The sequence below is a fragment of the uncultured Amnibacterium sp. genome (assembly GCF_964244015.1).
In the GTDB taxonomy this organism is placed as follows: domain Bacteria; phylum Actinomycetota; class Actinomycetes; order Actinomycetales; family Microbacteriaceae; genus Amnibacterium.
Genome location: NZ_CAXTHO010000035.1, coordinates 1 through 21,655, shown reverse-complemented (window position 1 = coordinate 21,655; position 21,655 = coordinate 1). Strand labels below are relative to the sequence as shown.

Here is a 21,655-nt window from a genome sequence, read left to right as displayed (position 1 = left end):
CTGCCGCGAGATCTACCACCAACTCCTCCTTGACATGACATAGGAGCATCTCGCTGCGCTCGCACCTCGACCAGCGGGGTCGGAGCGCTGTACCGCGGCGGCGCGGCCATTAGAACCACAGAGCGAGTTCGCGGGATGCGGACTCCGGGCTGTCGCTGCCGTGGACGAGGTTCTGCTGCACTCGGAGGCCCCAGTCGCGGCCGAAGTCGCCGCGGATCGTGCCGGGCGCCGCGGTGGTCGGGTCGGTCGTGCCGGCCAACGAGCGGAAGCCCTCGATCACGCGCTCGCCTGCGACGCGCACCGCGACGATGGGGCCGGACTCCATGAACTCGACGAGCGGCTCGTAGAACGGCTTGCCGACGTGCTCCTCGTAGTGCTGCTCGAGCAGACCGCGATCCGCCTCGACCATCTTCAGGTCGGTGATCGAGTACCCCTTCGCCTCGATGCGGCGGAGGATCTCCCCGGTCAGGTTCCGCGCCACCCCGTCGGGCTTGACGAGGACGAGGGTCTCCTGGATCGCGTCGGGCATGGTGCTCCTTCGAGAGGTGGTCGGTCAGGCGGTGCGGCGGTCGATCCGCCCGGCCACAATCATGCTGTAGACCCAGATCGCGGCGAAGACGACGCCGACGACGCCGACCGGGATGCTCACCGCGAAGGTGGCGAGCAGCACGACCTGCACGAGCCAGCCGAGCGCGATGCCGACGGGGCGCCGAGCGAGCGCGGCGGCCACGGCGATCAGCACGATCACGGCTCCTCCTCCGCCGAGGGCGGCACCAGGAGGCAGATCACCGAGGCCGAGCAGCGCCAGGGCGGCGAGCAGTACGACGACCAGCTCGGTCGCGAGCAGCATCGCGGCGAGCTGCGCGGTCACGCTGCGCGGGCGACGCTCCCGCGCGCTCACGGCCACCCGCGCTCGCGCACGCGCTCGAGCACCTTCGCGACCAGCGTGATCGAGCCGAACACGACGATGCCGGGCTGGGGCGAGGCGTCGGACGCGTCGGCGTGCTCGGCGGCGAGGTCGCGCGCCACCTCCAGCGCCCTCTCGATGTCCGGCTCCACGACCACACGGTCGGCACCGACCACACCGACCACGGTCGCGGCGAGCCTGTCCGGGTCGGTGCTGCGATCGGAGGGGGAGGCGGTCACGACGAACTCGTCGACCAGGCCGGCGGCTGCGCGCACCATCCCCTCCGCATCCTTGTCGGACAGGACCGCGAGGACGGCGATCACGTGGCTGAGCCGGAACGACTCCGCCAGCCCTGCCGTCATCGCGGCCACGCCGTGCGGGTTGTGCGCGGCGTCGACGACGAGCAGCGGGGTGCGGGCGGCCACCTGCAGGCGCCCGGGCGAGGTGGCACCGGCCAGCCCCTCCGCCAGGACGTCACCGGTGATCGGCTGCTGGCCGTCACCCAGGAACGTCTCGACCGCAGCGATCGCGACCGCGGTGTTCTGCGCCTGGTGCGCGCCGAGCAGCGGCACGAACACGCCCGTGTAGAGCCCTGCCCTGCCCTGCACGTCGACCATCTGGCCGCCCACGGCCGGCGTCCTGGACACCACGCCGAAGTCGCGGCCCTCGAGCGACACGTCCGCCTCCGACAGCTCGGCGGCGCGCTCGAGCTCCGTGAGCGCCTCCTGCCCCTGCGCCGCGGACACCACCGAGCGGCCGGGCTTGACGATCCCGGCCTTCGTACGGGCGATCTCGGCGACCGTGCGCCCGAGGCGCTGGGTGTGGTCGAGGTCGATCGGGGTGAAGACCGCCACCTGCCCGTCCGCGACGTTCGTCGAGTCCCACTCGCCGCCCATGCCGACCTCGACGACGCCCACGTCGATCGGCGCGTCCGCGAACACCGCGTAGGCGAGCACGGTCAGGGCCTCGAAGAACGTCAGCGGCGGCTCGTCGGTCTTCGCCAGCTCGGCGTCCGCGAGCTCGAGGTACGGCTTCACCTGGGACCAGGCGTCGAGCAGCGCGTCCTCCGTGATCGGTTCGCCGTCGACGACGATCCGCTCGCCCAGGTAGCCGAGATCCGGGCTCGTGAACAGGCCGGTCCGCAGGCCGTGGGCGCGCAGGATGCTCTCGATCAGGCGGGAGGTGGAGGTCTTCCCGTTCGTGCCGGTGATGTGCACGATCGGGTAGCTGCGATGCGGGTCGCCGAGCAGCTCGAGCGCCTTCCGGGTGGCGGAGAGCCGCGGCTGCGGCGACCGCTCCCCGACGCGGCCGTAGAGCTCGTCGAGCATGCGATCCAGGGCGGTGTCAGACATCGAGCATCGATCCTCCCGCGCGCCGCAGCTCGAAGCGTGCGCCTTCGGCCGCTCCCCAGCTTCCCCGGTCGATCCGGGTGAGGTGCCCGTCAGGCCAGCGCAGCACGCGGTCGGTGGTGCCGGGACCGGCAGCACCGGTGTCGAGCGACTCCGCGAGCGTCTCGCGACGGACGAGGTCGCCGTGCACGGCGAGCATCGCGAGGAGGTCGGCGTCGCCCTCGACCGCGAGATCGATGCGGTCGGTGACGTCGAGTCCTGCGGCCCGGCGGGCCTGCTGCACGTCCCGGATGAAGTCGCGGGCGTGTCCCTCCAGCTCGAGCTCGGACGTCGTGGTGGTGTCGAGCAGCACGAAGCCGCCGCCGGGCAGCAGGCCGAGCGCGACGCCCTCCGTCGAGCCGGAGCGCTCCAGCGTCAGCTCGTACTCGCCGTCGAGCAGCGCGACGCCGCCCGCCACGACGCCCGATCCCTGCACGGCCCAGTCCCCGGACCTCGCCGCCGTGATGACGGCCTGCACCTGCTTGCCGATCCGCGGGCCGAGTGCGCGGGCGTTCACCGAGAGGCGCTGCGCGACGCCGTACTCCTCACCGCTGCCCGGCGTCTCCGTCACCAGGTCGACCACGCGCACGTTCAGCTCGCCGGTCAGGATCCCGATCCCCGGCTCGAGGTCGGCGGCGTCCGGTGCGACCACCGTCAGGCGGGCCAGCGGAAGGCGCACCCGGAGGCCCGCCTCCTTCCGCAGCGCGAGCGCGCCGGAGACGATCTGCCGCAACCGGTCCATCCTGGCGACGAGCGCCGGATCGACCGGGAACGCGGAGGCGTCCGGCCAGTCGGTCAGGTGCACGCTGCGGCCACCGGTCAGGCCCTTCCAGATCCGCTCGGCGACGAGCGGCAGCAGTGGAGCGGCGACGCGAGTGACGGTCTCGAGAACCGTGTACAGCGTGTCGAAGGCCGCGCGGCTGGATGGGCCCACGCCCGCCGGTTCCGACGCGGCGCGAAGCGACGTGGCGGCCGTGCGGGTGGGGACTGGCAGCTCGCCGCCACTCCCCGACTTCACCGCCCAGAACCGGTCCCGCGACAGGCGCACGTACCAGTTGGTGAGCAGGTCGGCGAACTCCCGGAGGCGCTGGGAGGCGCCGGCGGTGTCGAACGCGTCGAGGTCCCCCTCCAGCCCTCTGACCAGGTCGCCCGTCGCTGCGAGCACCGAGCGGTCGAGCGGATCGGTGGAGTCGGTGCGCCACTGCGCGTCGTAGTCCTCCGCCCCGGCGTAGAGCGTGAAGAAGTAGTAGGTGCTCCAGAGTGGCAGCAGCACCTGCCGCACGCCCTCGCGGATCCCCTCCTCCGTCACGATCAGGTTGCCGCCGCGCAGCACCGGGCTCGCCAGCAGGAACCAGCGCATGGCGTCGGACCCGTCGCGGTCGAAGACCTCGGAGACGTCCGGGTAGTTCCGCAGCGACTTCGACATCTTCGCTCCGTCGCTGCCGAGCACGATGCCGTGGCTGACCACCGTCGAGAACGCGGGACGGTCGAACAGCGCCGTCGCGAGCGCGTGCATGACGTAGAACCAGCCCCGCGTCTGCCCGATGTACTCGACGATGAAGTCGGCGGGGTTGTGGCCCTCGAACCACTCGCGGTGCTCGAACGGGTAGTGCACCTGCGCGTACGGCATCGAGCCGGAGTCGAACCACACGTCGAAGACGTCCTCGATGCGGCGCATCGTGGCGGCGCCGGAGGGGTCGTCGGGATTCGGCCGGGTCAACTCGTCGATGTAGGGGCGGTGCAGGTCGACCTCGCCCTGCTCGTTCCGCGGCAGGCGGCCGAAGTCCGCCTCGAGCTGCGCGAGCGAGCCGTAGACGTCGGTCCGCGGGTGCGCGGGATCGTCGCTCCGCCAGACCGGGATCGGGCTGCCCCAGTACCGGTTGCGGCTCACCGACCAGTCGCGGGCGCCGGCGACCCACTTGCCGAACTGGCCGTCCTTGACGTTCTCGGGCACCCAGGTGATCTGCCGGTTCAGCTCGACCATGCGGTCGCGGTAGTCGGTGACGCGCACGAACCAGCTCGACACCGCCTTGTAGATCAGCGGCCTGCGGCAGCGCCAGCAGTGCGGATAGCTGTGCTCGTAGGACCGCTCCTGCAGCAGGCGGCCCTTCGCCTTCAGCGCCCGGATCAGCGGCCGGTTGGCCTCGAACACCTGCAGACCCGCGACCTCCGGCATCTCCGTGTCCGCGAACATCGGGAGGAAGCGCGCCTTCTCGTCGACGGAGATGATCGTCGGGATCCCGGCGGCGGTCGAGATCAGCTGATCGTCCTCACCGTAGGCGGGTGCCTGGTGGACGACACCCGTGCCCTCCTCGGTGGAGACGTAGTCGGCGGCGAGCACGCGCCAGGCCTGCTCCGTCCCCCAGGTCCCGGCGTCGGCGTACACGTCCCAGAGGCGGCCGTACTGCACGTCCTGCAGCTCGCGGCCGAGCAGCGTGCGGGTCACCGCGGCCGTCGCCTCGGCGGCGGAGGCGTAGCCGAGCTCCTTCGCATAGTCGCCGACCCGCGCCAGCGCGAGCAGGTAGTCGGCGCCGAGGACCTCCGAGCCGGGGGCGCTCTCGGCGTCGGCGGTGCCGGCGGGACCGCCAGGCACGACGGCGTACTCGATGTCGGGGCCGACGGCGAGCGCGAGGTTCGTCGGCAGGGTCCACGGCGTCGTCGTCCAGGCGAGCGCGCGCACGGCGGTCAGCCCGAGCGCCTCCGCCTTCTCCCCCACGAGCGGGAAGGTGACGGTGACGGAGGGGTCCTGGCGGCGCTGGTAGACGTCGTCGTCCATCCGCAGCTCGTGGTTCGACAGCGGCGTCTCGTCGTTCCAGCAGTACGGCAGGACACGGAAGCCCTCGTAGGCGCGGCCCTGGTCGTGGAGCGTCTTGAACGCCCAGAGGACGCTCTCCATGAAGGCGGGATCGAGCGTCTTGTAGTCGTCGTCGAAGTCGACCCAGCGGGCCTGCCGGGTGACGTACTCGCGCCAGTCCCCCGTGTACTTCAGCACGGAGGCGCGGGCCGCGGCGTTGAAGGCGCCGATGCCCATCTGCTCGATCTCGTCCTTGGTCGTGATGCCGAGCTGGCGCATCGCCTCGAGCTCGGCCGGCAGGCCGTGGGTGTCCCAGCCGAAGCGGCGATGCACCTGCTTGCCGCGCATCGTCTGGTACCGCGGGAAGACGTCCTTCGCGTACCCGGTCAGCAGGTGGCCGTAGTGCGGCAGGCCGTTCGCGAACGGCGGGCCGTCGTAGAACACCCACTCGGGTGCGCCCTCACGCGCTTCGATCGAGGCACGGAAGGTGCCGTCCTGGGCCCAGAACGCGAGCACGTCGCGCTCGATGTCCGGGAAGCGCGGGCTGGGGCTGACGGCGTCGCCGCCGTCCTTCGGGTAGCTCATGATGTCCTCCGTGCCGTGTCGACCAGCACGGGGACGCCTCGATGGCGCGGTACCACCCCGCTTGGCGCTCGCGCGCCCACTCGTGTTCGGGCTGTGACGGGCCTACCCGCCCGGTTCTACTGACCCCGATGCCGGCTGCACAGGACGCGTTCTTCCGGGGACTCCCCGGTGATGGCCGGATCGCAGTCGCTGCCGCGATCCTACCTTGCGACCGTGAGCGCTCGCGCTTGCGACCGTCAAGGTCAACTGGAGCCGCGAGGCCCTCGGCAAAGCGCAGTCCTACGTCCGTTCCGGGAACTTCAGCAAGAAGAGACTTCTCGGTCAGTTGACGAGCGACTTTGGCGAGAAATTCACCACTGGCCAAGCCGACTACGCGCTCAAGCACGTCAAGGTCGATTACAACCGCGAGGCTCTCGCCTCCGCCAAGTCGTACGAGCAGCTGTTCCATATATCCGACGACGAGTTGTACGACCAGTTGACGAGCGATTCGGGTGAGCAGTTCACACCGTCGCAGGCGCACTACGCGATCGATCACCTCTGACGCGCCCACGCCAAGGGTGATCGTCCTCGTCGACTGGGCCGGTCGCCACGACGCTCCTCACTTTTTCTCGTTCCGGCCGCTTTCGCGACACGGCGCATGCCGGAGTAGACGGCGGCCAGGTCGGCGAAGCCGGCGGTCAGCGTTAGGAAGGCACGGCGGGCGGCGACCGGCCCGGGCAGCGGCTTCCGCCCGAACCGGTCCGACAGCGGCCCGGCGATCAGGAAGCCCGGGATGATCCCGACGATGCACTCGCGCACAGCAGGTCGACCCCACCCTGGCTGTACCTCTCCTGCGGGCGAGAGAGCAGCGGCACAGAGCTGAAGTGGTTCCGCGCCTCGCGGGCGCTGTGACGACCGGCGCAACCCGCCACCACGCCCGCCCGCTCACGGCGATCACGGCAGCCGCCATCCGCGGGGTCCTCCGGAACGCGCGCCGATGAGTGGTGTCTCCGGGTGGAGGAGGACCGTCGTCGGATACCGGTCCGTGCGTGTCTCTGCGCGGCGGTTCAGGCAGCTGCGTCCCACGGTGCAGGTTCGTCCTCCGCCTGATCGGCCGGCCGGTGTCGGATGGTGGTAGCTGCCTTCTTGACGAAGCGTCCGCCCCATCGGTTGGTATGCCAGACGAGATTCCCATCCGGGGTTCGTTCGACGTCGATGTAGCCGTCGTCCTTGGTCTGGTGGCTGCCACGGCAGAGCGCGGAGAGGTTGACCTCGACCGTCCGGCCGCCGTGTTCGACGCGGATGACGTGGTCGATGTCGGTGCGGTGTGCCCCGACCGGGCAGCCGGGCTCGTCGCAGGTCCCGGATCGTGCCCAGATCAGTCGGCGCAGGCCGATGGGAATGATCCGTTCGGTGGAGTCGAACGCGAGGATGGCGTCGTCGATGGGGTCGACTTCCGCCCTGGTCGAATACCGGGCGGAAGCGACGATCCGGCGGACCTCCGCTGCGGGCAACGACCCCCACCCGGTGAGCTTTCCCGGCTCGTCGGTCACCCCGGCAATCGTCGCGGCAGGTACGGTGACGACGATCTCGGCGGTGATCGTCTTCCGCTGCGGCACCCGCGCGGGAGGCGTGGAAGCCGCAGCGTCGGCTGGGTCGGCCGGGTCGCCTTGTTCGTCGTCGTCGGGTTCGTCGCCGAGGCGTTGGAACGGGGTGGCGGGGGTGAAGACGCCGTTGTCGTTACGGACGATGTTGGCGGGATCGACGGTGAACCCGCCCAGCAGCAGATCCAGCACGATGTCGTACATCAGCTGCTGCACCGTCCGGGTCTCCCCGTCGACACCGTGGGCGGCGACGGCGAGCTTGTGCGCGGTCTCGTATACGGCCGCGATGTCCGTCTCAGGCCCGGTCAGGGTGAGCACACCGGCACCACCTGCGCCCGGGCGGGCGCGCACGCCCCGCTCCCGGTGCGCGGCCGCACCGCGGTCGGTCGCGTCGTCGTGGTCCAGTGCGTCGTGCAACCGGGACAGTTGCGCGTCCAGCAGTTGCGGGGCCAGATCCGCTGCGAGCTTCGCCGCGCCCAGGTCGTACCGTTCCCGCGCCTCCCCGATCAGGCCGCCGAGGTTGCGGACGACCGCCTCGGCCGACGCCCACGCGAACGCACCGGTCAGGAACAACCCGTACGACACGGCCAGACCACGCAACGACTGAGCTGTGTGCAGCATCGACACGGCACGGTTCCTGGAGACGTGCAGCAGCCCAGCCAGATGCACCGCGAACGCGCGTTCCGCTCGACCTCCCTCGCGGGCCACGAGCCCCCGAGCGGTCTCATCGAGCACCACGGTGTCCCACAGGGCCAGCGTCGTCTGGGTCCGCATCGCCTCCGCCAGGAACGCGGCGCGACGAGTGCCCTCGAGCGCATCGTTCAGTGCGTGGAACACCTCCGCCGGAACCTCCTCGAGGGGCGGCCGCGGGGCGTCATTCGACGGCGGATCAGGGACTTCATCGGTCATGAGTGGAGTACATCATCGGCCTCCGACACTCACTGTCGAATCTGCGTTCGTACTTCGCGAGGACGGCGCTCGCCGCCTTGATCCGGCAGGACCCTCCGCGGAGGCGCGACGACGCCGGTACGCTGGAGGCACCGCCCGCATGGGCCGACATCTGAGGCACCCAGCCCCTCCGGGGCGCGACACGGTGCCGCCCACATCGCGGAACGAGGCTCCCTCATGTCCCAGGTCATCCCAGGCGTGCCCGACAAGCCGGCACTCGAAGGACTCGAGCAGAAGTTCGCGCAGGTGTGGGAGCAGGAGGGCGTCTACCGCTTCCCCGGCACCGCCGGCGGCCGCGAGGGCGTCTACTCGATCGACACCCCGCCGCCGACCGCGAGCGGGTCGCTGCACATCGGGCACGTGTTCTCGTACACGCACACCGACCTGCTGGCCAGGTTCCAGCGCATGCGAGGCAAGCGCGTGTTCTACCCGATGGGCTGGGACGACAACGGCCTGCCGACCGAGCGGCGGGTGCAGAACTACTACGGCGTGCGCTGCGACCCCTCCCTGCCGTACGACCCCGACTTCGCACCGCCCTCCGAGGGCACCGCGAAGTCGACGAGGGCCGGCGACCAGCAGCCGATCTCCCGCCGCAACTTCATCGAGCTCTGCGAGCGGCTCACCGTCGAGGACGAGCAGCAGTTCGAGGACGTGTTCCGGACCGTGGGCCTCTCCGTCGACTTCGCCCAGACCTACCGGACTATCGGCGACGACGCGCGGGCGATCAGCCAGCGCGCGTTCCTCGACAACCTCGAGCGCGGGGAGGCGTACCAGGCGGAGGCGCCGAGCCTGTGGGACGTGACCTTCCGCACCGCGGTCGCGCAGGCCGAGCTCGAGGACCGCGAGCAGCCCGGGGCGTACCACAAGCTGGCGTTCGCAGGCCCCGACGGTGACGTGCTCATCGACACGACGCGCCCCGAGCTGCTGCCCGCCTGCGTCGCGCTCGTGGCGCACCCGGACGACGAGCGCTACGCGGACCTCTTTGGGAAGACCGTCCGCTCCCCCGTCTTCGGCGTCGAGGTGCCGGTGGTCGCGCACCACCTCGCGCAGCCCGACAAGGGCACCGGCATCGCCATGGTCTGCACGTTCGGCGACCTGAACGACGTGACCTGGTGGCGGGACCTCTCCCTGCCGACCCGCGCCGTGATCGGCTTCGACGGCCGGTTCCTCAGCGAGGCCCCTGCCGCGATCGACTCCCCCGCCGGCCGGGAGGCGTACGCCGAGCTGGCGGGCAAGACGGTGTTCTCCGCCCGCGCCGCGGTGGTCGAGCAGCTCCGCGCGGGTGGCGCGCTGCTCGGCGACCCCCGCCCGATCACGCACCCGGTGAAGTTCTTCGAGAAGGGCGACCGGCCGCTCGAGATCGTGTCGACCCGCCAGTGGTACGTGGTGAACGGTGCCCGCCGGCCCGAGCTGAAGGCGCGCCTGATCGACGCCGGCACCCGGCTCGACTTCGTGCCCGAGTTCATGCGGGTCCGGTACGACAACTGGGTGGGCGGCCTCACCGGCGACTGGCTGATCTCCCGCCAGCGGTTCTTCGGCGTCCCGCTGCCCGTCTGGTACCGGCTCGACCGGGACGGCAACCCGCTGTTCGACGAGGTGCTCGTGCCCGATCACGCCGCGCTTCCGGTGGATCCCTCCAGCGACGTCCCGCCGGGATTCGTGGAGGCGCAGCGCGGGCAGGCCGACGGCTTCGTCGGCGAGGTGGACGTGATGGACACCTGGGCCACGTCGTCGCTCACCCCTCAGCTGGCCGGCGGCTGGCTGCGCGACCCCGAGTTGTGGGCCGCGGTGTTCCCGTTCGACCTGCGACCGCAGGGTCAGGACATCATCCGCACCTGGCTCTTCTCGACGCTGCTCCGCAGCGAGCTCGCGTTCGGCGAGCTGCCGTGGAAGTCCGCGGCGATCAGCGGTTTCATCGTCGACCCCGACCGCAAGAAGATGTCGAAGTCGAAGGGGAACGTCGTCACGCCCGCCGACATCCTGGCTCAGCACGGCTCCGACGCGGTCCGCTACTGGGCCGCCTCCAGCCGCCTCGGCACCGACGCGGCGCTCGACGTGCTGAACCCGACGCAGATGCGGAAAGGGCGGCGCCTCGCGATCAAGGTGCTGAACGCGGCGAAGTTCATCCTCTCGTTCGAGGGAGCGGCCGATCGTGCGCTCGTCACGACGCCGCTCGATCTCAGCATGCTCGCCGCGCTCGACCACGTCATCGAGCAGGCGACCGCCGCGTTCGAAGGCGCCGACCACGCCCGGGCGCTCGAGACGACCGAGCCGTTCTTCTGGACGTTCTGCGACGACTACCTGGAACTGGTGAAGGAGCGCGCCTACGGAGGCGACGCGGCTGGAAGCGCCTCCGCCGCCGCCGCGTTGAAGCTCGCACTCGAGTCGCTGCTGAAGCTGCTGGCGCCCGTCATCCCGTTCGCGACGGAGGAGACGTGGCGCTGGTCGCACGACTCCTCGATCCACGCGGAGACCTGGCCGGTCGCCGGAGGCCTCGGCGGCGACCGCACCCTGCTGACGATCGCGGGCGACACGCTGATCGGGATCCGACGCGCGAAGACGGATGCCAAGGTGTCGCAGAAGTCACCGGTAACATCAGTGCTCTTCAGAGGGCCGGATCCGGTGCTGCAGCGGGTCGCACTCGTTGCCGACGATCTGAAGGCGGCGGGGCGGATCGCCGAGGTGCGCTACGAGGTCGACGACCAGGCGGACGCGGTGACCGTGTCCGACGTGGTGTTCGCGGACGACGCGCAGCAGGGGGAGCACGAATGACGGTCACGATCGCACCGCTGTCGGAGCGCGAGTTCTTCGCCTGGTACAGCCTGTTCGCGGAGTACGCAGCCGACGCCGCCGTCGAGGTGACCGACGAGCAGGTGATGCGGGTCTGGACGACGGTCCAGGCGCCGGGCGCGTACGGGGCCGTCGCGCACGACGAGACCGGCTCCGTCGTCGGGTTCGTGCACGCGGTGCCGTTCGAACGCCTCCTGCAGGCCGACGGCGGCTTCCAGGTCGAGGACCTGTTCGTCGCACCGACGCAGCGTGGCCGCGGCGTCGCGACCGCACTGGTCGAGCACGTGCGGTCGGCGGCGGAAGCGCAGCGCCGCGTGCTGCTGCGATGGGCAGCGCGCCCGGACGACCCGGCGGTCAAGGCGCTGCAGGACAAGTTCGCGGACGCCGCAGGCGGCTGGGTGCTGCAGACGGTGCCGGTCGGCTGACATGCAGCTCGGCACGCGCTGGGCGCTCGGCGCGGCACCACCGGACCGGATCCCGCAGCCCGTGCAGGGCGCGATCAGGACGGTCGAGGCGGAGCTCTCGGATTCGGACCAGCCGACGGACGGGTGGAGGTGGACGCTCACCTACCTGGAGGGCAGGCCGATCGTCGACCTCGACGACGGCACGCGGATCCGTCTGGTCGACGACGAGGTCGCCCTCATCACCTCGGTGGAGCTGGACGAGTCCGACGACTGAACGGCTTCGTCGTCCGGTGGGCGTCGTCGGGCACCTGCAGCGCAGTGACGGTTGCGGCGCGTTCCTAGGATCGACGGGTGGCCGAGAACCCGTTCTTCACCCGCAGCACGCTGACCGCTGGACTGCCTCCGTTCGCCGACATCCGCGGCGAGCACTACGAGCCCGCGTTCGAGATCGGGATGCGGGAGCAGCGCGAGGCGGTCAACCGGATCGTCGCCGACCCCGCGCCTCCGACGTTCGCGAACACCCTCGAGGCCCTCGAGCTGAGCGCGCCGGTGCTCGATCGCGTCGCCGCCGCGTTCTTCACGCTGGCATCCGCGCACGCCACGCCGTTCGTGCGGGACCTGGAGGAGCGCATCGCGCCGAAGCTCGCCGCGCACGGCGACGCGATCCGGCTGAACGCCGACCTGTTCACCCGGATCGACGCGGTGTGGCAGGGCCGCACGGGGCTCGATCCCGAGCAGCGGCGCCTGGTCGAGCGGACGCACATCGAGCTGCAGCTCGCCGGCGCTGCGCTGGACGAGGCCGCGAAGACCGAGCTTCGGGCGCTGAACGAGCGGCTGTCCGCCCTCTCGACCCGCTTCGACGCCGAGCTCGTCGCCGACACGAACGACCTCGCCGTGCACGTCACCGACGAGGCGGAGCTCGCCGGGCTCGCGCCGGACACGGTCTCCGCGGCTCGGGAGGCGGCCAGGTCGCGCCAGCAGGAGGGCTGGCTGCTCGCGCTCGTGCTGCCGACCGGTCAGCCGGTGCTCGCGGACCTCGAACACGCCGGCCTGCGCGAGCGGGTGATGGCCGCATCACGTCAGCGGGGCGGTCGCGGCGGCGAGCACGACACCCGCTCGATCATCCTGGAGACGGTGCGCCTCCGCGCTCGCAGGGCCCGCCTGCTGGGCTTCCCGGATCACGCCGCGCTCGTCGCCGCCGATGAGACCGCCGGATCGAGCGAAGCGGTCACCGCCCTGCTGCACCGGCTGGTGCCGCCGGCCGTCCGGAACGCTCGTCGGGAGCAGGAGGACCTCGGTCCACGTGTCACCGCCGCCGACTGGGCCTACCTCGCGGAGGGGCGGCGGCGGGAGGCGTTCGATGTCGACCTCGCTGCGCTCCGGCCGTACTTCGAAGCCGAGCGCGTGCTGCGAGACGGGGTGTTCGCCACCGCCGGTCGGCTCTACGGCGTCCGGTTCGCCGAGCGCCGCGACCTGGCCGGGTACCACCCGGACGTCCGCGTGTTCGAGGTTCGCGACGACTCCGGGCTGCTCGGCCTGTACCTGCTCGACCTGTACACGCGCGACGAGAAGCACGGTGGCGCCTGGATGAACTCGCTGGTCGATCGGGCGGCGCTGACCGGAGCGACCACCGCGGTCGTCGTCAACAACCTGAACGTGCCGAGACCGGATGCGGGCACACCGACCCTGCTGACCCTCGACTCCGTCGAGACGCTCTTCCACGAGTTCGGCCACGCCCTGCACGGGCTGTTCGCGACGGTGCGGTTCCCGAAACTCGCGGGAACGAACGTGCCGCGCGACTTCGTGGAGTTCCCGAGCCAGGTCAACGAGATGTGGGTGCTGCACCCCGACGTGCTCCCCGGCTACGCGCGCCATGTGGAGACCGGCGAACCGCTGCCCGCCGACGTCGCCGACCGCCTCCGCGCCACCGCCGCGTTCGGGCAGGGCTTCTCGACCACCGAGTACCTCGCCGCGGCAGTGCTGGATCAGGCGTGGCACCGGCTGAGCGTCGAGGAGGCGGAGGCGGTCGTGGACGTCGCGGCGTTCGAGGCGCAGGCGCTCGCCTCGGCCGGGTTCGACCTGCCGGCGATCCCGCCGCGCTACGCCTCCACCTACTTCGCGCACGTCTTCGCGGGCGGGTACAGCGCCGCGTACTACGCGTACATCTGGAGCGAGGTGCTCGACGCCGACACCGTCGCCTGGTTCGAGGGGCACGGCGGCCTCACCCGCGAGAACGGCGACCGGTTCCGCCGCCTCGTGCTGAGCCGTGGCAACGCGGAGGACCCGATCGCCGCCTACCGCAGCTTCCGCGGTCGAGACGCCTCGATCGAGCCGCTGCTGGAGCGCCGAGGGTTGACCTGACCGACGAAAAGGGCCGCATCGGCGAGTCCGAGGCGGCCCTTTCTGCTCGATGAACAGCTAGGCGGACTTCTCCTGCGGGCGGACGCGGCCGCGCGGGACGATGGTCGGGGCCGCGTTCTTCTCGACCGCGTCCCTGGTGATCACGACGCGGGCGACCTCGTTGGAGGACGGCACCTCGAACATCACCGGGCCGAGCACCTCCTCGAGGATCGCGCGCAGACCCCGCGCGCCGGTCTGCCGCAGCACGGCGAGGTCCGCGATGGCCTCGAGCGCGCCGTCGTCGAACTCGAGGTCGACGCCGTCGATCTCGAACATGCGCTGGTACTGCTTCACGAGCGCGTTCTTCGGCTCCGTCAGGATCTCCATCAGCGCGTGCTGGTCGAGCGGCAGCACCGTGGTGACGACCGGGAGCCGCCCGATGAACTCGGGGATCAAGCCGAACTTGTGCAGGTCCTCGGGCAGCACGTCGGCGAACAGCGTCTTCTCGTCGATCTTCGAGTGCAGCTGCGCGCCGAAGCCGATGCCCTTCTTGCCGACCCGCTGCGCGATGATCTGCTCGAGGCCCGCGAAGGCGCCGGCGACGATGAACAGCACGTTCGTCGTGTCGATCTGGATGAACTCCTGGTGCGGGTGCTTGCGCCCGCCCTGCGGCGGCACCGAGGCGGTCGTGCCCTCGAGGATCTTCAGCAGCGCCTGCTGCACGCCTTCACCCGACACGTCGCGGGTGATGGAGGGGTTCTCCGACTTCCGCGCGATCTTGTCGACCTCGTCGATGTAGATGATCCCGGTCTCGGCCCGCTTGACGTCGTAGTCCGCGGCCTGGATGAGCTTGAGGAGGATGTTCTCGACGTCTTCACCGACGTACCCGGCCTCCGTCAGCGCCGTCGCGTCGGCCACGGCGAACGGGACGTTCAGTCGCTTCGCGAGGGTCTGCGCGAGGTACGTCTTGCCGCACCCGGTGGGGCCGATCAGCAGGATGTTCGACTTCGCGATCTCGATGTCGTCCTTGATGGTGTCGGCTGCGGCGAGCGTGCCCCGCGCGCGGATGCGCTTGTAGTGGTTGTAGACCGCGACGGAGAGGGATCGCTTCGCGCCCTCCTGCCCGATCACGTACTCCTCGAGGAAGGCGTAGATCTCTTTGGGCTTCGGCAGGTCGAACTCGCCGGTGCTGTCGTCCGCGGCCTCAGCGAGGCGCTCCTCGATGATCTCGTTGCACAGCTCGACGCACTCGTCGCAGATGTAGACGCCCGGTCCCGCGATCAGCTGCTGGACCTGCTTCTGACTCTTGCCGCAGAACGAGCATTTCAGCAGGTCGGCGCTTTCGCCCATTCGAGCCATTGAGCGTCTTCTCCCCCGGGTGTCGATCGATTGGCGTCGAGCCTAACCCGCGGCCCGACACCCGGCGGCGGTGTGTCGTACGGGTGTTGCGATCCCGTTCGGGGCACCCGGAACGCGCGGTGCCGGTGGTGCTCGTGTGACACGAGTGACGGCGTCGGATCCGACACCGCGGAAATGCCCCGGACCTCCGTTTCGTAAGAAGTTGATTCCTACGAAACGGAGGTCCGGGGCACTGCCGATGCGGGAGGGGCTCAGGCGGAGGCGAGGGCCGGGGTCGCCGGTGCCTGCTTGCGGCTCGAGAGCACCTGGTCGATCAGGCCGTACTCGAGGGCACCCGCGCCGTCGAGGATCTTGTCGCGCTCGATGTCGCGGTTGACCTGCTCGACGGAGCGCTTCGAGTGGTGCGACAACGTCTCCTCCAGCCAGGTGCGCATGCGCAGCACCTCGGCGGCCTGGATCTCGATGTCGCTCGCCTGCCCACCGGAGCCGCCGGAGGTGGCGGGCTGGTGGATCAGGATGCGCGCGTTCGGCAGCGCCAGGCGCATGCCGGGCTCGCCGGCCGCGGCGATGACCGCTGCCGCGGACGCGGCCTGACCGAGCACGACCGTCGAGATCGGCGGGCGGATGTACTGCATCGTGTCGTAGATCGCGGTCATCGCCGTGAACGAGCCGCCGGGCGAGTTGATGTACATGCGGATGACCTGCTCGGGGTCCTGGCTCTCCAGCACGAGCAGCTGCGCCATGATGTCGTCCGCCGAGGCGTCGTCGACCTGCACGCCGAGGAACACGACGCGGTCCTCGAAGAGCTTCGCGTAGGGGTCCTGCCGCTTGTAGCCGTAGGCCGTGCGCTCCTCGAAGCTCGGCAGGATGTATCGCCCGGAGGGCGACGTCGCGGTACCGCCCGGCTGAGCCGAGTCGTTCCAGTTCATGTTCGTGTTTCTCCGTTACTCAGAAGTCGGCGTCGTTCAGAGGTCAGCGGCGCTGACGGACTGCTTGGTGTCGGTGCCGCCACCACCGGTGACATCCGCGGCAGACGCGCGGATGTGGTCGACGAAGCCGTACTCGAGCGCCTCGTCCGCGTTGAACCAGCGGTCGCGGTCGCCGTCGGCGTTGACCTGGTCGACCGTGTGGCCGGTCGCGTCCGCGGTGATCTTCGCGAGCCGGTTCTTCATGTCGATGATCAGCTGCGCCTGCGTCTGGATGTCTGACGAGGTGCCGCCGAAGCCGCCGGAGGGCTGGTGCAGCAGCACCCGCGCGTTCGGCGTGATGTAGCGCTTGCCCTTGGTGCCGGCGCTGAGCAGGAACTGGCCCATGGAGGCCGCCATCCCGATGCCGACGGTCACGATGTCGTTCGGGACGAACTGCATCGTGTCGTAGATCGCCATGCCGGCCGTGATCGATCCGCCGGGCGAGTTGATGTACAGGAAGATGTCCTTCTCGCTGTCCTCGGCGGCCAGTAGGAGGAGCTTGGCGGCGATCTCGTTCGCGTTCTCATCGCGAACCTCGCTGCCGAGCCAGATGATGCGATCGCGCAGGAGGCGGTCGAAGACGCTGGGCGTCGGACTGAAGTCGGCCATTCGCAGCACTTCCATTCATGTGGTCTCGAGAGTGCCTCGATCCCCGGGGCTCGAAGCGTGCTGCCAACGGTACTGAGCGCTTCCGACGAGTGATGCGCTGTTCGCCGTCGGCGTTCCCGCTGCGCCGGGTCGGCTGATCTCGAGGGTCCCCGACAAGAGAGACGCCCGGCCGTGCACGCACGGCCGGGCGTCCGATCCAGGTCGGACGAGGGTCACACCCGGGGCGTGGCCGCCATCTCGGACTCGGCAGTGGGCTCGTCCCCGGCGGCTTCCGACGCGCCGTCGACCTGCGCCTGAGCGTCGGTCGTCTGCTCGTCGGGCTCGTCGGCTGCGACATCGCCGGAGGCGTCCGCGACGATGAAGTCGCTCAGGTCGACGGCTGCACCCGTGGTGTCGACGATCTCGACCTTGCCGAGCAGCACGCCGATCGCCTTGCCGCGGGCGACTTCGCCGAACATCGACTGCAGCTGGTTGTTCTGCTGCAGCACCTCGATGAACTCCTGCGGCTGCATGCCGTACTGCTGGGCGGACTGCACGACGTACTGCGCGAACTCGTCCTGCGAGACGCCGATCTGCTCCTGCTCCGCGACCTTGTCGAAGAGCAGCTGCGAACGGAAGGCCTTCTCGCTGGCCTCTGTCACCTCGGCGCGGTGCACGTCGTCGTCCAGCCGGCCCTCGTTCTCGAGGTGACGGTGCACCTCGTCCTCGATCACGGAGGCGGGCACCGGCACGTCGACCTTCGCGAGAAGCGCATCCGCGACCTTGTCGCGCGCTTGCGACACCTGCGCGAACCTCTTCTGCCGCTCGACCTGGCCGGCCAGGTCGGCGCGCAACTCGTCGAGCGTGTCGAACTCGCTCGCCATCTGCGCGAAGTCGTCGTCGAGGTCGGGCAGCTCGCGCTCCTTCACCGCGAGGATCGTGACGGCGATCTGCGCTTCCTCGCCCTCGTGGTCCCCGCCCAGCAGGGTCGACGCGAAGGTGGTCGACTCCCCCGCGGTGAGCGATTCGAGCGCCTCGTCGATGCCCTCGATCAGCTCGCCGGAGCCGATCTCGTAGGAGATGGCGTTCGCGCTGTCGACCTGGTCGTCACCGATCGTGGCGATGAGGTCGATCTGCACGAAGTCGCCGGATGTCGCCGGGCGGTCGACGGTGCTGAGCGTGCCGAAGCGACCGCGCAGCTCGTCGATCTGCTGCGCGATGTCCGCGTCGGTGACCTCGATCGGGTCGACGACCACCGTCAGCGTGTCGAGCGAGGGCAGCTCGATGTCGGGCCGCACGTCCACCTCGATGGTGAGTTCCAGGTCGCCGGAGAAGTCCTTCGCGTCGGGCCAGACGGTGATGTCCGCCTGGGGCCGGCCGAGCGGCTGGACGTCGTTCGCTGCCGCGGCATCACGGAAGAACTGGTCGAGCCCCTCACTCACCGCGTGCTCGAGCACCGCGATGCGGCCGACCCGCTGGTCGATGATGGGCGGCGGCACCTTGCCCTTGCGGAAGCCGGGGATCTGCACGTCCTCGGCGATGTGGCTGTAGGCGTGGGCGATGTTCGGCTTGAGCTCTTCCGGTGTGACGGAGATCGCGAGCTTGACCCGCGTCGGGCTCAGCTTCTCGACGGTCGTGGTGACCATGGACGTGTTCCTCGATCCTTGTCGTGGTCGTTTCGTGCGCTGTTCGGTGCGGATCGCCGTCGGTCGGGGCGACAGGATTCGAACCTGCGGCCTCCCGCTCCCAAAGCGGGTGCTCTACCAAGCTGAGCTACGCCCCGCGATACGGGCCCCGTGAGGGATCCGCGGTGGACAGCGGAAACGACCGCCGGGAAGTCTAGCGAGTCCCGCAGCGGTCGAGGCCGGACAGCGAACGGAGGGGCCGCTCCGGTGCTCCCGGTGCGGCCCCTCCGATGCGTCTTGACCGGTCAGTCTGTCGCGAGATGGGCGGAGAGGAACCAGCGGTCCTCGACGAGGCCCCGCTCGATCTCGATCGCGACGTCCTGGCTGTTCAGATCGATGTCGTCGAGGCCCTCGACCGCAGCGCGCACGACCGCGACGGCTGCATCGATCTGGGCGACGACCTGCTCGATCATCGGGCCGTAGTTCTGGAAGCCGTCCTTCATCTCGGGCAGCGGGTTCTTCGCCGCGATGGTCGAGAGCCGCGCGTCCACGGGCAGGCCGAGGGCGACGGTGCGCTCCGCGGCGAGGTCGGCGTACTTCGACGCGTGCTTCACGACCTTGTCGAGCAGCTCGTGCACGGCGATGAAGTTCTCGCCGCGGATGTGCCAGTGCGCCTGCTTGCCGTTGATCGCGAGCGCCTGCATGGCGATCACGATCGGCGCGAGGTACTGCTGGGTCCCGTTGATGTCCTCGGTGCTGGCCTGGGTCTGGTCGAGGATCGGCTCGGCCTTCGCCTCGACATTGGTGGGGGTTTCGACGTTGGTCACGTGGTGTCCTTCCGTTCGTACCCGATGATGATGCCGACATCGTCTGGGCAGGTCGTGTGTGCCCGCTGTGGGTGGATCAGCCGGCCGCGGCGACCTCGGCGACCGGCTTCGCTCGCTTGGCGTATTCGGTCACGGCGTAGGAGCCGGCGATCCCGGCGCCGATGGCGAACACCGCGCCTCCGAAGCCCCACGTCGACCTCTTGAAGATCGCGTCGAAGGAGATCGGGCCCGGCCCATCGGCGGCGATCGCGGCGGCCGCCGCGGCGAGCACCGCGTTGTACTCCCAGCCGCCCTTGGCGTTCCAGACGCCGTTCCCCAGATGCACCTTCCGCACTGCGGTGGTCATCGTGGCGATCAGCGCGGCCGCCGCAGCCGGGGTCGCGATGCCGAGCGCGAGCGCAGCGCCACCGAAGGTCTCGGCCGAGGCTGCGGCGATCGCGTTCTGGCGCGGCGGGTGGATGTCGAGCGAGGTCATCATCCCCGTGACGCCGTCGAGGCCCGGGCCGTCGAACGCGCCGGTGAGCTTCTGCAGGCCGTGGCCCACGAACAGGCCGCCGACCGTGAGGCGGAGGAGCAGGGTGCCGAGCGCCATGAGATGTCCCGTCGTCGAGGGTGTTGAGCAGGCATCGACGCTAGGAGCACGCGGATGTGACCGACCTCCGAGCGCCTCCACGCCTCCCGGATCCGCGAGCGGTCAGGACCCGGTCGTGGGGGTCGCGGTGGGGTTCGCGTCCGCGCTGTCCAGCACGACGGAGCCGTTCACCGCATCGATGCGCACGTCGTGCCGGACGCCGTCGGCCAGCACGTCGCCGCGCCAGACCACGCGGCTCTGGTAGTCGTCGAGCTCGATCGCCGTGACCCTCCCGCCGGGCACCGCTGCGAGCATCCGCTTCTGCGCGCTCTCGAGGCTGATGGACGCAGCTGCGACCTGGGCGCGGTTGTCGGACTGCTGGTCGGGTGTGGTCGTGTCCGCGCTCGGGCCTGCGAGGACGGTGCCGGCCGCGGCGAGGTGCACCTCCCGCACCGAGCCGTCGTCGAGGACCACCCGGACGTCCCACTCCGTGCCGTCCGACTCGTCCTCGACCGAGACGACCTTCCCCTCGCCCACCTCGCGAAGCGCGAGGTCGGCGATCGCCGCGGTCGTCGGACCGGGAGTCGCGGTCGGCGTCGGCGATGCGGACCGCGTGCTGAGCGACGGCAGCGGCGTCACCTGCGTGCAGGCGGCGAGCGCGAGGGCCGTGAGCGGCACCGCGGCGGCGAGCGTCAGGATGCGGATGGGTGTTCGCACGGCGTTCTCCTTGGTGGGTGCTGCACATCGAACCCGTGCTGGCCGAACGTTGCCTGCACAAATCGCGAGGACAGCGCCGCGGGCCGGCACTGCACCTAGCCCCGGCGATGTTCGTGCTCGCTGCAGCTCCGGTTTCGCGCAGGTCGGCGGGCCGCCGCCGCATCCGAGCGCCGGGCTTCTACGGTCCGAGGCCCGAGCCTCTGGAGACATGATGCAGCGCCCTCTCGCGATTCTGACCGGCATCGCCGTTGCCGCATCCGGCCTCCTGCTCGGCGCGGCGCCAGCTCCTGCTGCGCCGGCCCGCAGCACGGAAGTCCGCGGCATCGCGCTTCGGGCGAACGCCGCGCCCGAGGGCAAGGTGAGCGCGGTCATCCTTCTGAACGGGCTCACGGTCAAGAAGGAGGCGCACGTCTCGTCCTACCAGCGGAGCAGGTTCGGTGGCTGGATCGACCGCGACAAGGACGGCGAGAACACCCGCGCCGAGGTACTGAAATCCGAGAGCCGGATCACGGCATCGGTGAACCGCTCCGGAACGGTCAAGGGCGGCAAGTGGATCAGCGCCTACGACAACAAGGTCATCACGAAGGCGTCGCGCCTCGACGTGGACCACCTGGTTCCGCTCGCGGAGGCATGGGCGTCCGGGGCGTGGACGTGGTCGGCGAGGAAACGGGCCGCCTATGCCAACGACCTCGGATACGGCCCCTCGTTGATCGCCGTGTCGCTCTCGAGCAACCGGTCGAAGGGCGACCGCGATCCGGCGCAGTGGATACCGGCCGCGAAGAGCGACGTCTGCACGTACGTCAAGCAGTTCGTCGCAGTGAAGAGTCGCTGGAAGCTGAGCATCGACGACGCCGAGAAGACGGCGATCGTCGGGTACCTGGCGACGTGCCCGAACCTCGTCGTCGCGAAGCCGGCCACGCCCCTCGTCACGTCGCTGCTCCCGAAAGCGACGCCGAAGCCGAAGCCCGTCAAGCACACGACCGGCGGCTCAGGGAGCAGCAGCGGATCGTCCGGCACCTACTACGCGAACTGCGACGCCGTCCGTGCCGCGGGAGCAGCGCCGCTGCACCGCGGACAGCCGGGCTACGAGACGCCGCGGCTCGACCGCGACGGAGACGGCGTGGCCTGCGAGTGATCCGCTCGACGTGATCTCGAGGCTCGCTGCGCGGTTCCTGAGGCCCTCGAAGGGCCCACCTCGATCAGCGGCTGGGCTGGCGTGGAGGGGATGACGGGAATCGAACCCGCGCCATCAGTTTGGAAA

The 21,655-nt window shown here is 70.2% G+C and carries 17 protein-coding genes, 1 tRNA gene and 1 pseudogene; 6 read left to right on the top strand and 13 right to left on the bottom strand.

All coding sequences use genetic code 11. From position 1 onward, the window contains the following. Positions 1-109: 109 nt before the first annotated feature. The 4 genes from ndk to ileS are packed head-to-tail and all read right to left on the bottom strand — an operon-like array spanning position 110 to position 5,674. A complete protein-coding gene (ndk, locus tag ACFE67_RS06085; protein WP_375405977.1) occupies positions 110-529 on the bottom strand; it encodes a nucleoside-diphosphate kinase in 420 nt (139 codons plus the stop codon). Positions 530-553: 24 nt separating this feature from the next. Further along, complete coding sequence (locus ACFE67_RS06080; protein ID WP_375405976.1) at positions 554-901, bottom strand: DUF4233 domain-containing protein; 348 nt, start codon at positions 899-901, stop codon at positions 554-556. Continuing rightward, complete coding sequence (locus tag ACFE67_RS06075; RefSeq protein ID WP_375405975.1) at positions 898-2,259, bottom strand: bifunctional folylpolyglutamate synthase/dihydrofolate synthase; 1,362 nt, start codon at positions 2,257-2,259, stop codon at positions 898-900. Before ACFE67_RS06075 ends, ACFE67_RS06080 begins: the two co-directional genes overlap by 4 nt. Beyond that, positions 2,252-5,674: an isoleucine--tRNA ligase gene (gene ileS / locus ACFE67_RS06070; RefSeq protein ID WP_375405974.1), complete on the bottom strand. Its 3,423-nt coding sequence runs from the start codon at positions 5,672-5,674 to the stop codon at positions 2,252-2,254. Before ileS ends, ACFE67_RS06075 begins: the two co-directional genes overlap by 8 nt. Before the next feature lie 256 nt (positions 5,675-5,930). Between ileS and ACFE67_RS06065 the strand changes: the two are divergent. Continuing rightward, positions 5,931-6,215: pseudogene (locus tag ACFE67_RS06065) on the top strand (Ltp family lipoprotein); the annotation flags it as partial. Positions 6,216-6,720: 505 nt separating this feature from the next. Here ACFE67_RS06065 and ACFE67_RS06060 read toward each other — a convergent pair. Beyond that, positions 6,721-8,166, bottom strand: a complete 1,446-nt coding sequence (locus tag ACFE67_RS06060; RefSeq protein ID WP_375405973.1) for an HNH endonuclease signature motif containing protein — start codon at positions 8,164-8,166, stop codon at positions 6,721-6,723. 216 nt (positions 8,167-8,382) lie between these two features. Here ACFE67_RS06060 and valS point away from each other — a divergent pair, with 216 nt between their 5' ends. The 4 genes from valS (at position 8,383) to ACFE67_RS06040 (ending at position 13,760) form a co-directional block, all read left to right on the top strand. Then, positions 8,383-10,977, top strand: a complete 2,595-nt coding sequence (gene valS, locus ACFE67_RS06055) for a valine--tRNA ligase (RefSeq protein WP_375405972.1) — start codon at positions 8,383-8,385, stop codon at positions 10,975-10,977. Next, complete coding sequence (locus ACFE67_RS06050) at positions 10,974-11,420, top strand: GNAT family N-acetyltransferase (protein ID WP_375405971.1); 447 nt, start codon at positions 10,974-10,976, stop codon at positions 11,418-11,420. The genes valS and ACFE67_RS06050 overlap by 4 nt, the downstream gene beginning before the upstream one ends. 1 nt (position 11,421) lies before the next feature. Next, entirely contained in the window at positions 11,422-11,673 is a 252-nt protein-coding gene (locus ACFE67_RS06045; protein WP_375405970.1) for a hypothetical protein, read from the top strand. Positions 11,674-11,750: 77 nt separating this feature from the next. Next, on the top strand, positions 11,751-13,760 hold the full coding sequence (locus ACFE67_RS06040; RefSeq protein ID WP_375405969.1) for a M3 family metallopeptidase: 2,010 nt from the start codon (positions 11,751-11,753) through the stop codon (positions 13,758-13,760). Positions 13,761-13,817: 57 nt separating this feature from the next. On the opposite strand, the gene clpX is transcribed toward ACFE67_RS06040, so the two are convergent. The 8 genes from clpX to ACFE67_RS06000 form a co-directional block, all read right to left on the bottom strand. After that, positions 13,818-15,098, bottom strand: a complete 1,281-nt coding sequence (gene clpX / locus ACFE67_RS06035; protein ID WP_375405968.1) for an ATP-dependent Clp protease ATP-binding subunit ClpX — start codon at positions 15,096-15,098, stop codon at positions 13,818-13,820. Between the two features lie 251 nt (positions 15,099-15,349). Further along, complete coding sequence (locus ACFE67_RS06030) at positions 15,350-16,027, bottom strand: ATP-dependent Clp protease proteolytic subunit (protein WP_375405967.1); 678 nt, start codon at positions 16,025-16,027, stop codon at positions 15,350-15,352. 36 nt (positions 16,028-16,063) lie between these two features. Next, a complete protein-coding gene (locus tag ACFE67_RS06025) occupies positions 16,064-16,675 on the bottom strand; it encodes an ATP-dependent Clp protease proteolytic subunit (RefSeq protein ID WP_375405966.1) in 612 nt (203 codons plus the stop codon). Between the two features lie 212 nt (positions 16,676-16,887). Then, the gene (tig, locus tag ACFE67_RS06020; protein ID WP_375405965.1) at positions 16,888-18,300 is read right to left on the bottom strand and encodes a trigger factor; all 1,413 of its coding nucleotides are present in this window, start codon (positions 18,298-18,300) and stop codon (positions 16,888-16,890) included. A gap of 63 nt (positions 18,301-18,363) precedes the next feature. Next, positions 18,364-18,437: transfer RNA gene (locus tag ACFE67_RS06015), tRNA-Pro, on the bottom strand. A gap of 147 nt (positions 18,438-18,584) precedes the next feature. Continuing rightward, positions 18,585-19,058 carry a Dps family protein gene (locus tag ACFE67_RS06010; protein ID WP_375405978.1) on the bottom strand — a complete coding sequence of 158 codons (474 nt, stop codon included), beginning with the start codon at positions 19,056-19,058 and terminating at the stop codon, positions 18,585-18,587. A 124-nt stretch (positions 19,059-19,182) separates the two neighbouring features. Beyond that, positions 19,183-19,698, bottom strand: coding sequence for a DoxX family protein (locus tag ACFE67_RS06005; protein ID WP_375405964.1), 516 nt, complete (start codon positions 19,696-19,698; stop codon positions 19,183-19,185). 102 nt (positions 19,699-19,800) lie between these two features. Beyond that, a complete protein-coding gene (locus ACFE67_RS06000) occupies positions 19,801-20,394 on the bottom strand; it encodes a PepSY domain-containing protein (RefSeq protein ID WP_375405963.1) in 594 nt (197 codons plus the stop codon). Positions 20,395-20,602: 208 nt separating this feature from the next. On the opposite strand from ACFE67_RS06000, the gene ACFE67_RS05995 reads away from it, so the two are divergent. Further along, a complete protein-coding gene (locus ACFE67_RS05995; protein ID WP_375405962.1) occupies positions 20,603-21,529 on the top strand; it encodes an excalibur calcium-binding domain-containing protein in 927 nt (308 codons plus the stop codon). The last annotated feature ends 126 nt before the right edge of the window (positions 21,530-21,655 follow it).

What these genes read in the sequence shown, in the direction of transcription:
- ACFE67_RS06005 (WP_375405964.1), bottom strand. Translation starts at nt 19,698, where the DNA reads ATGGCGCTCGGCACCCTGCTCCTCCGCCTCACGGTCGGCGGCCTGTTC.
- clpX (WP_375405968.1), bottom strand. Translation starts at nt 15,098, where the DNA reads ATGGCTCGAATGGGCGAAAGCGCCGACCTGCTGAAATGCTCGTTCTGC.
- ACFE67_RS06025 (WP_375405966.1), bottom strand. Translation starts at nt 16,675, where the DNA reads ATGGCCGACTTCAGTCCGACGCCCAGCGTCTTCGACCGCCTCCTGCGC.
- ACFE67_RS05995 (WP_375405962.1), top strand. Translation starts at nt 20,603, where the DNA reads ATGATGCAGCGCCCTCTCGCGATTCTGACCGGCATCGCCGTTGCCGCA.
- ACFE67_RS06030 (WP_375405967.1), bottom strand. Translation starts at nt 16,027, where the DNA reads ATGAACTGGAACGACTCGGCTCAGCCGGGCGGTACCGCGACGTCGCCC.
- ileS (WP_375405974.1), bottom strand. Translation starts at nt 5,674, where the DNA reads ATGAGCTACCCGAAGGACGGCGGCGACGCCGTCAGCCCCAGCCCGCGC.
- ACFE67_RS06045 (WP_375405970.1), top strand. Translation starts at nt 11,422, where the DNA reads ATGCAGCTCGGCACGCGCTGGGCGCTCGGCGCGGCACCACCGGACCGG.
- ndk (WP_375405977.1), bottom strand. Translation starts at nt 529, where the DNA reads ATGCCCGACGCGATCCAGGAGACCCTCGTCCTCGTCAAGCCCGACGGG.
- ACFE67_RS06050 (WP_375405971.1), top strand. Translation starts at nt 10,974, where the DNA reads ATGACGGTCACGATCGCACCGCTGTCGGAGCGCGAGTTCTTCGCCTGG.
- valS (WP_375405972.1), top strand. Translation starts at nt 8,383, where the DNA reads ATGTCCCAGGTCATCCCAGGCGTGCCCGACAAGCCGGCACTCGAAGGA.
- ACFE67_RS06075 (WP_375405975.1), bottom strand. Translation starts at nt 2,259, where the DNA reads ATGTCTGACACCGCCCTGGATCGCATGCTCGACGAGCTCTACGGCCGC.
- ACFE67_RS06060 (WP_375405973.1), bottom strand. Translation starts at nt 8,166, where the DNA reads ATGACCGATGAAGTCCCTGATCCGCCGTCGAATGACGCCCCGCGGCCG.
- tig (WP_375405965.1), bottom strand. Translation starts at nt 18,300, where the DNA reads ATGGTCACCACGACCGTCGAGAAGCTGAGCCCGACGCGGGTCAAGCTC.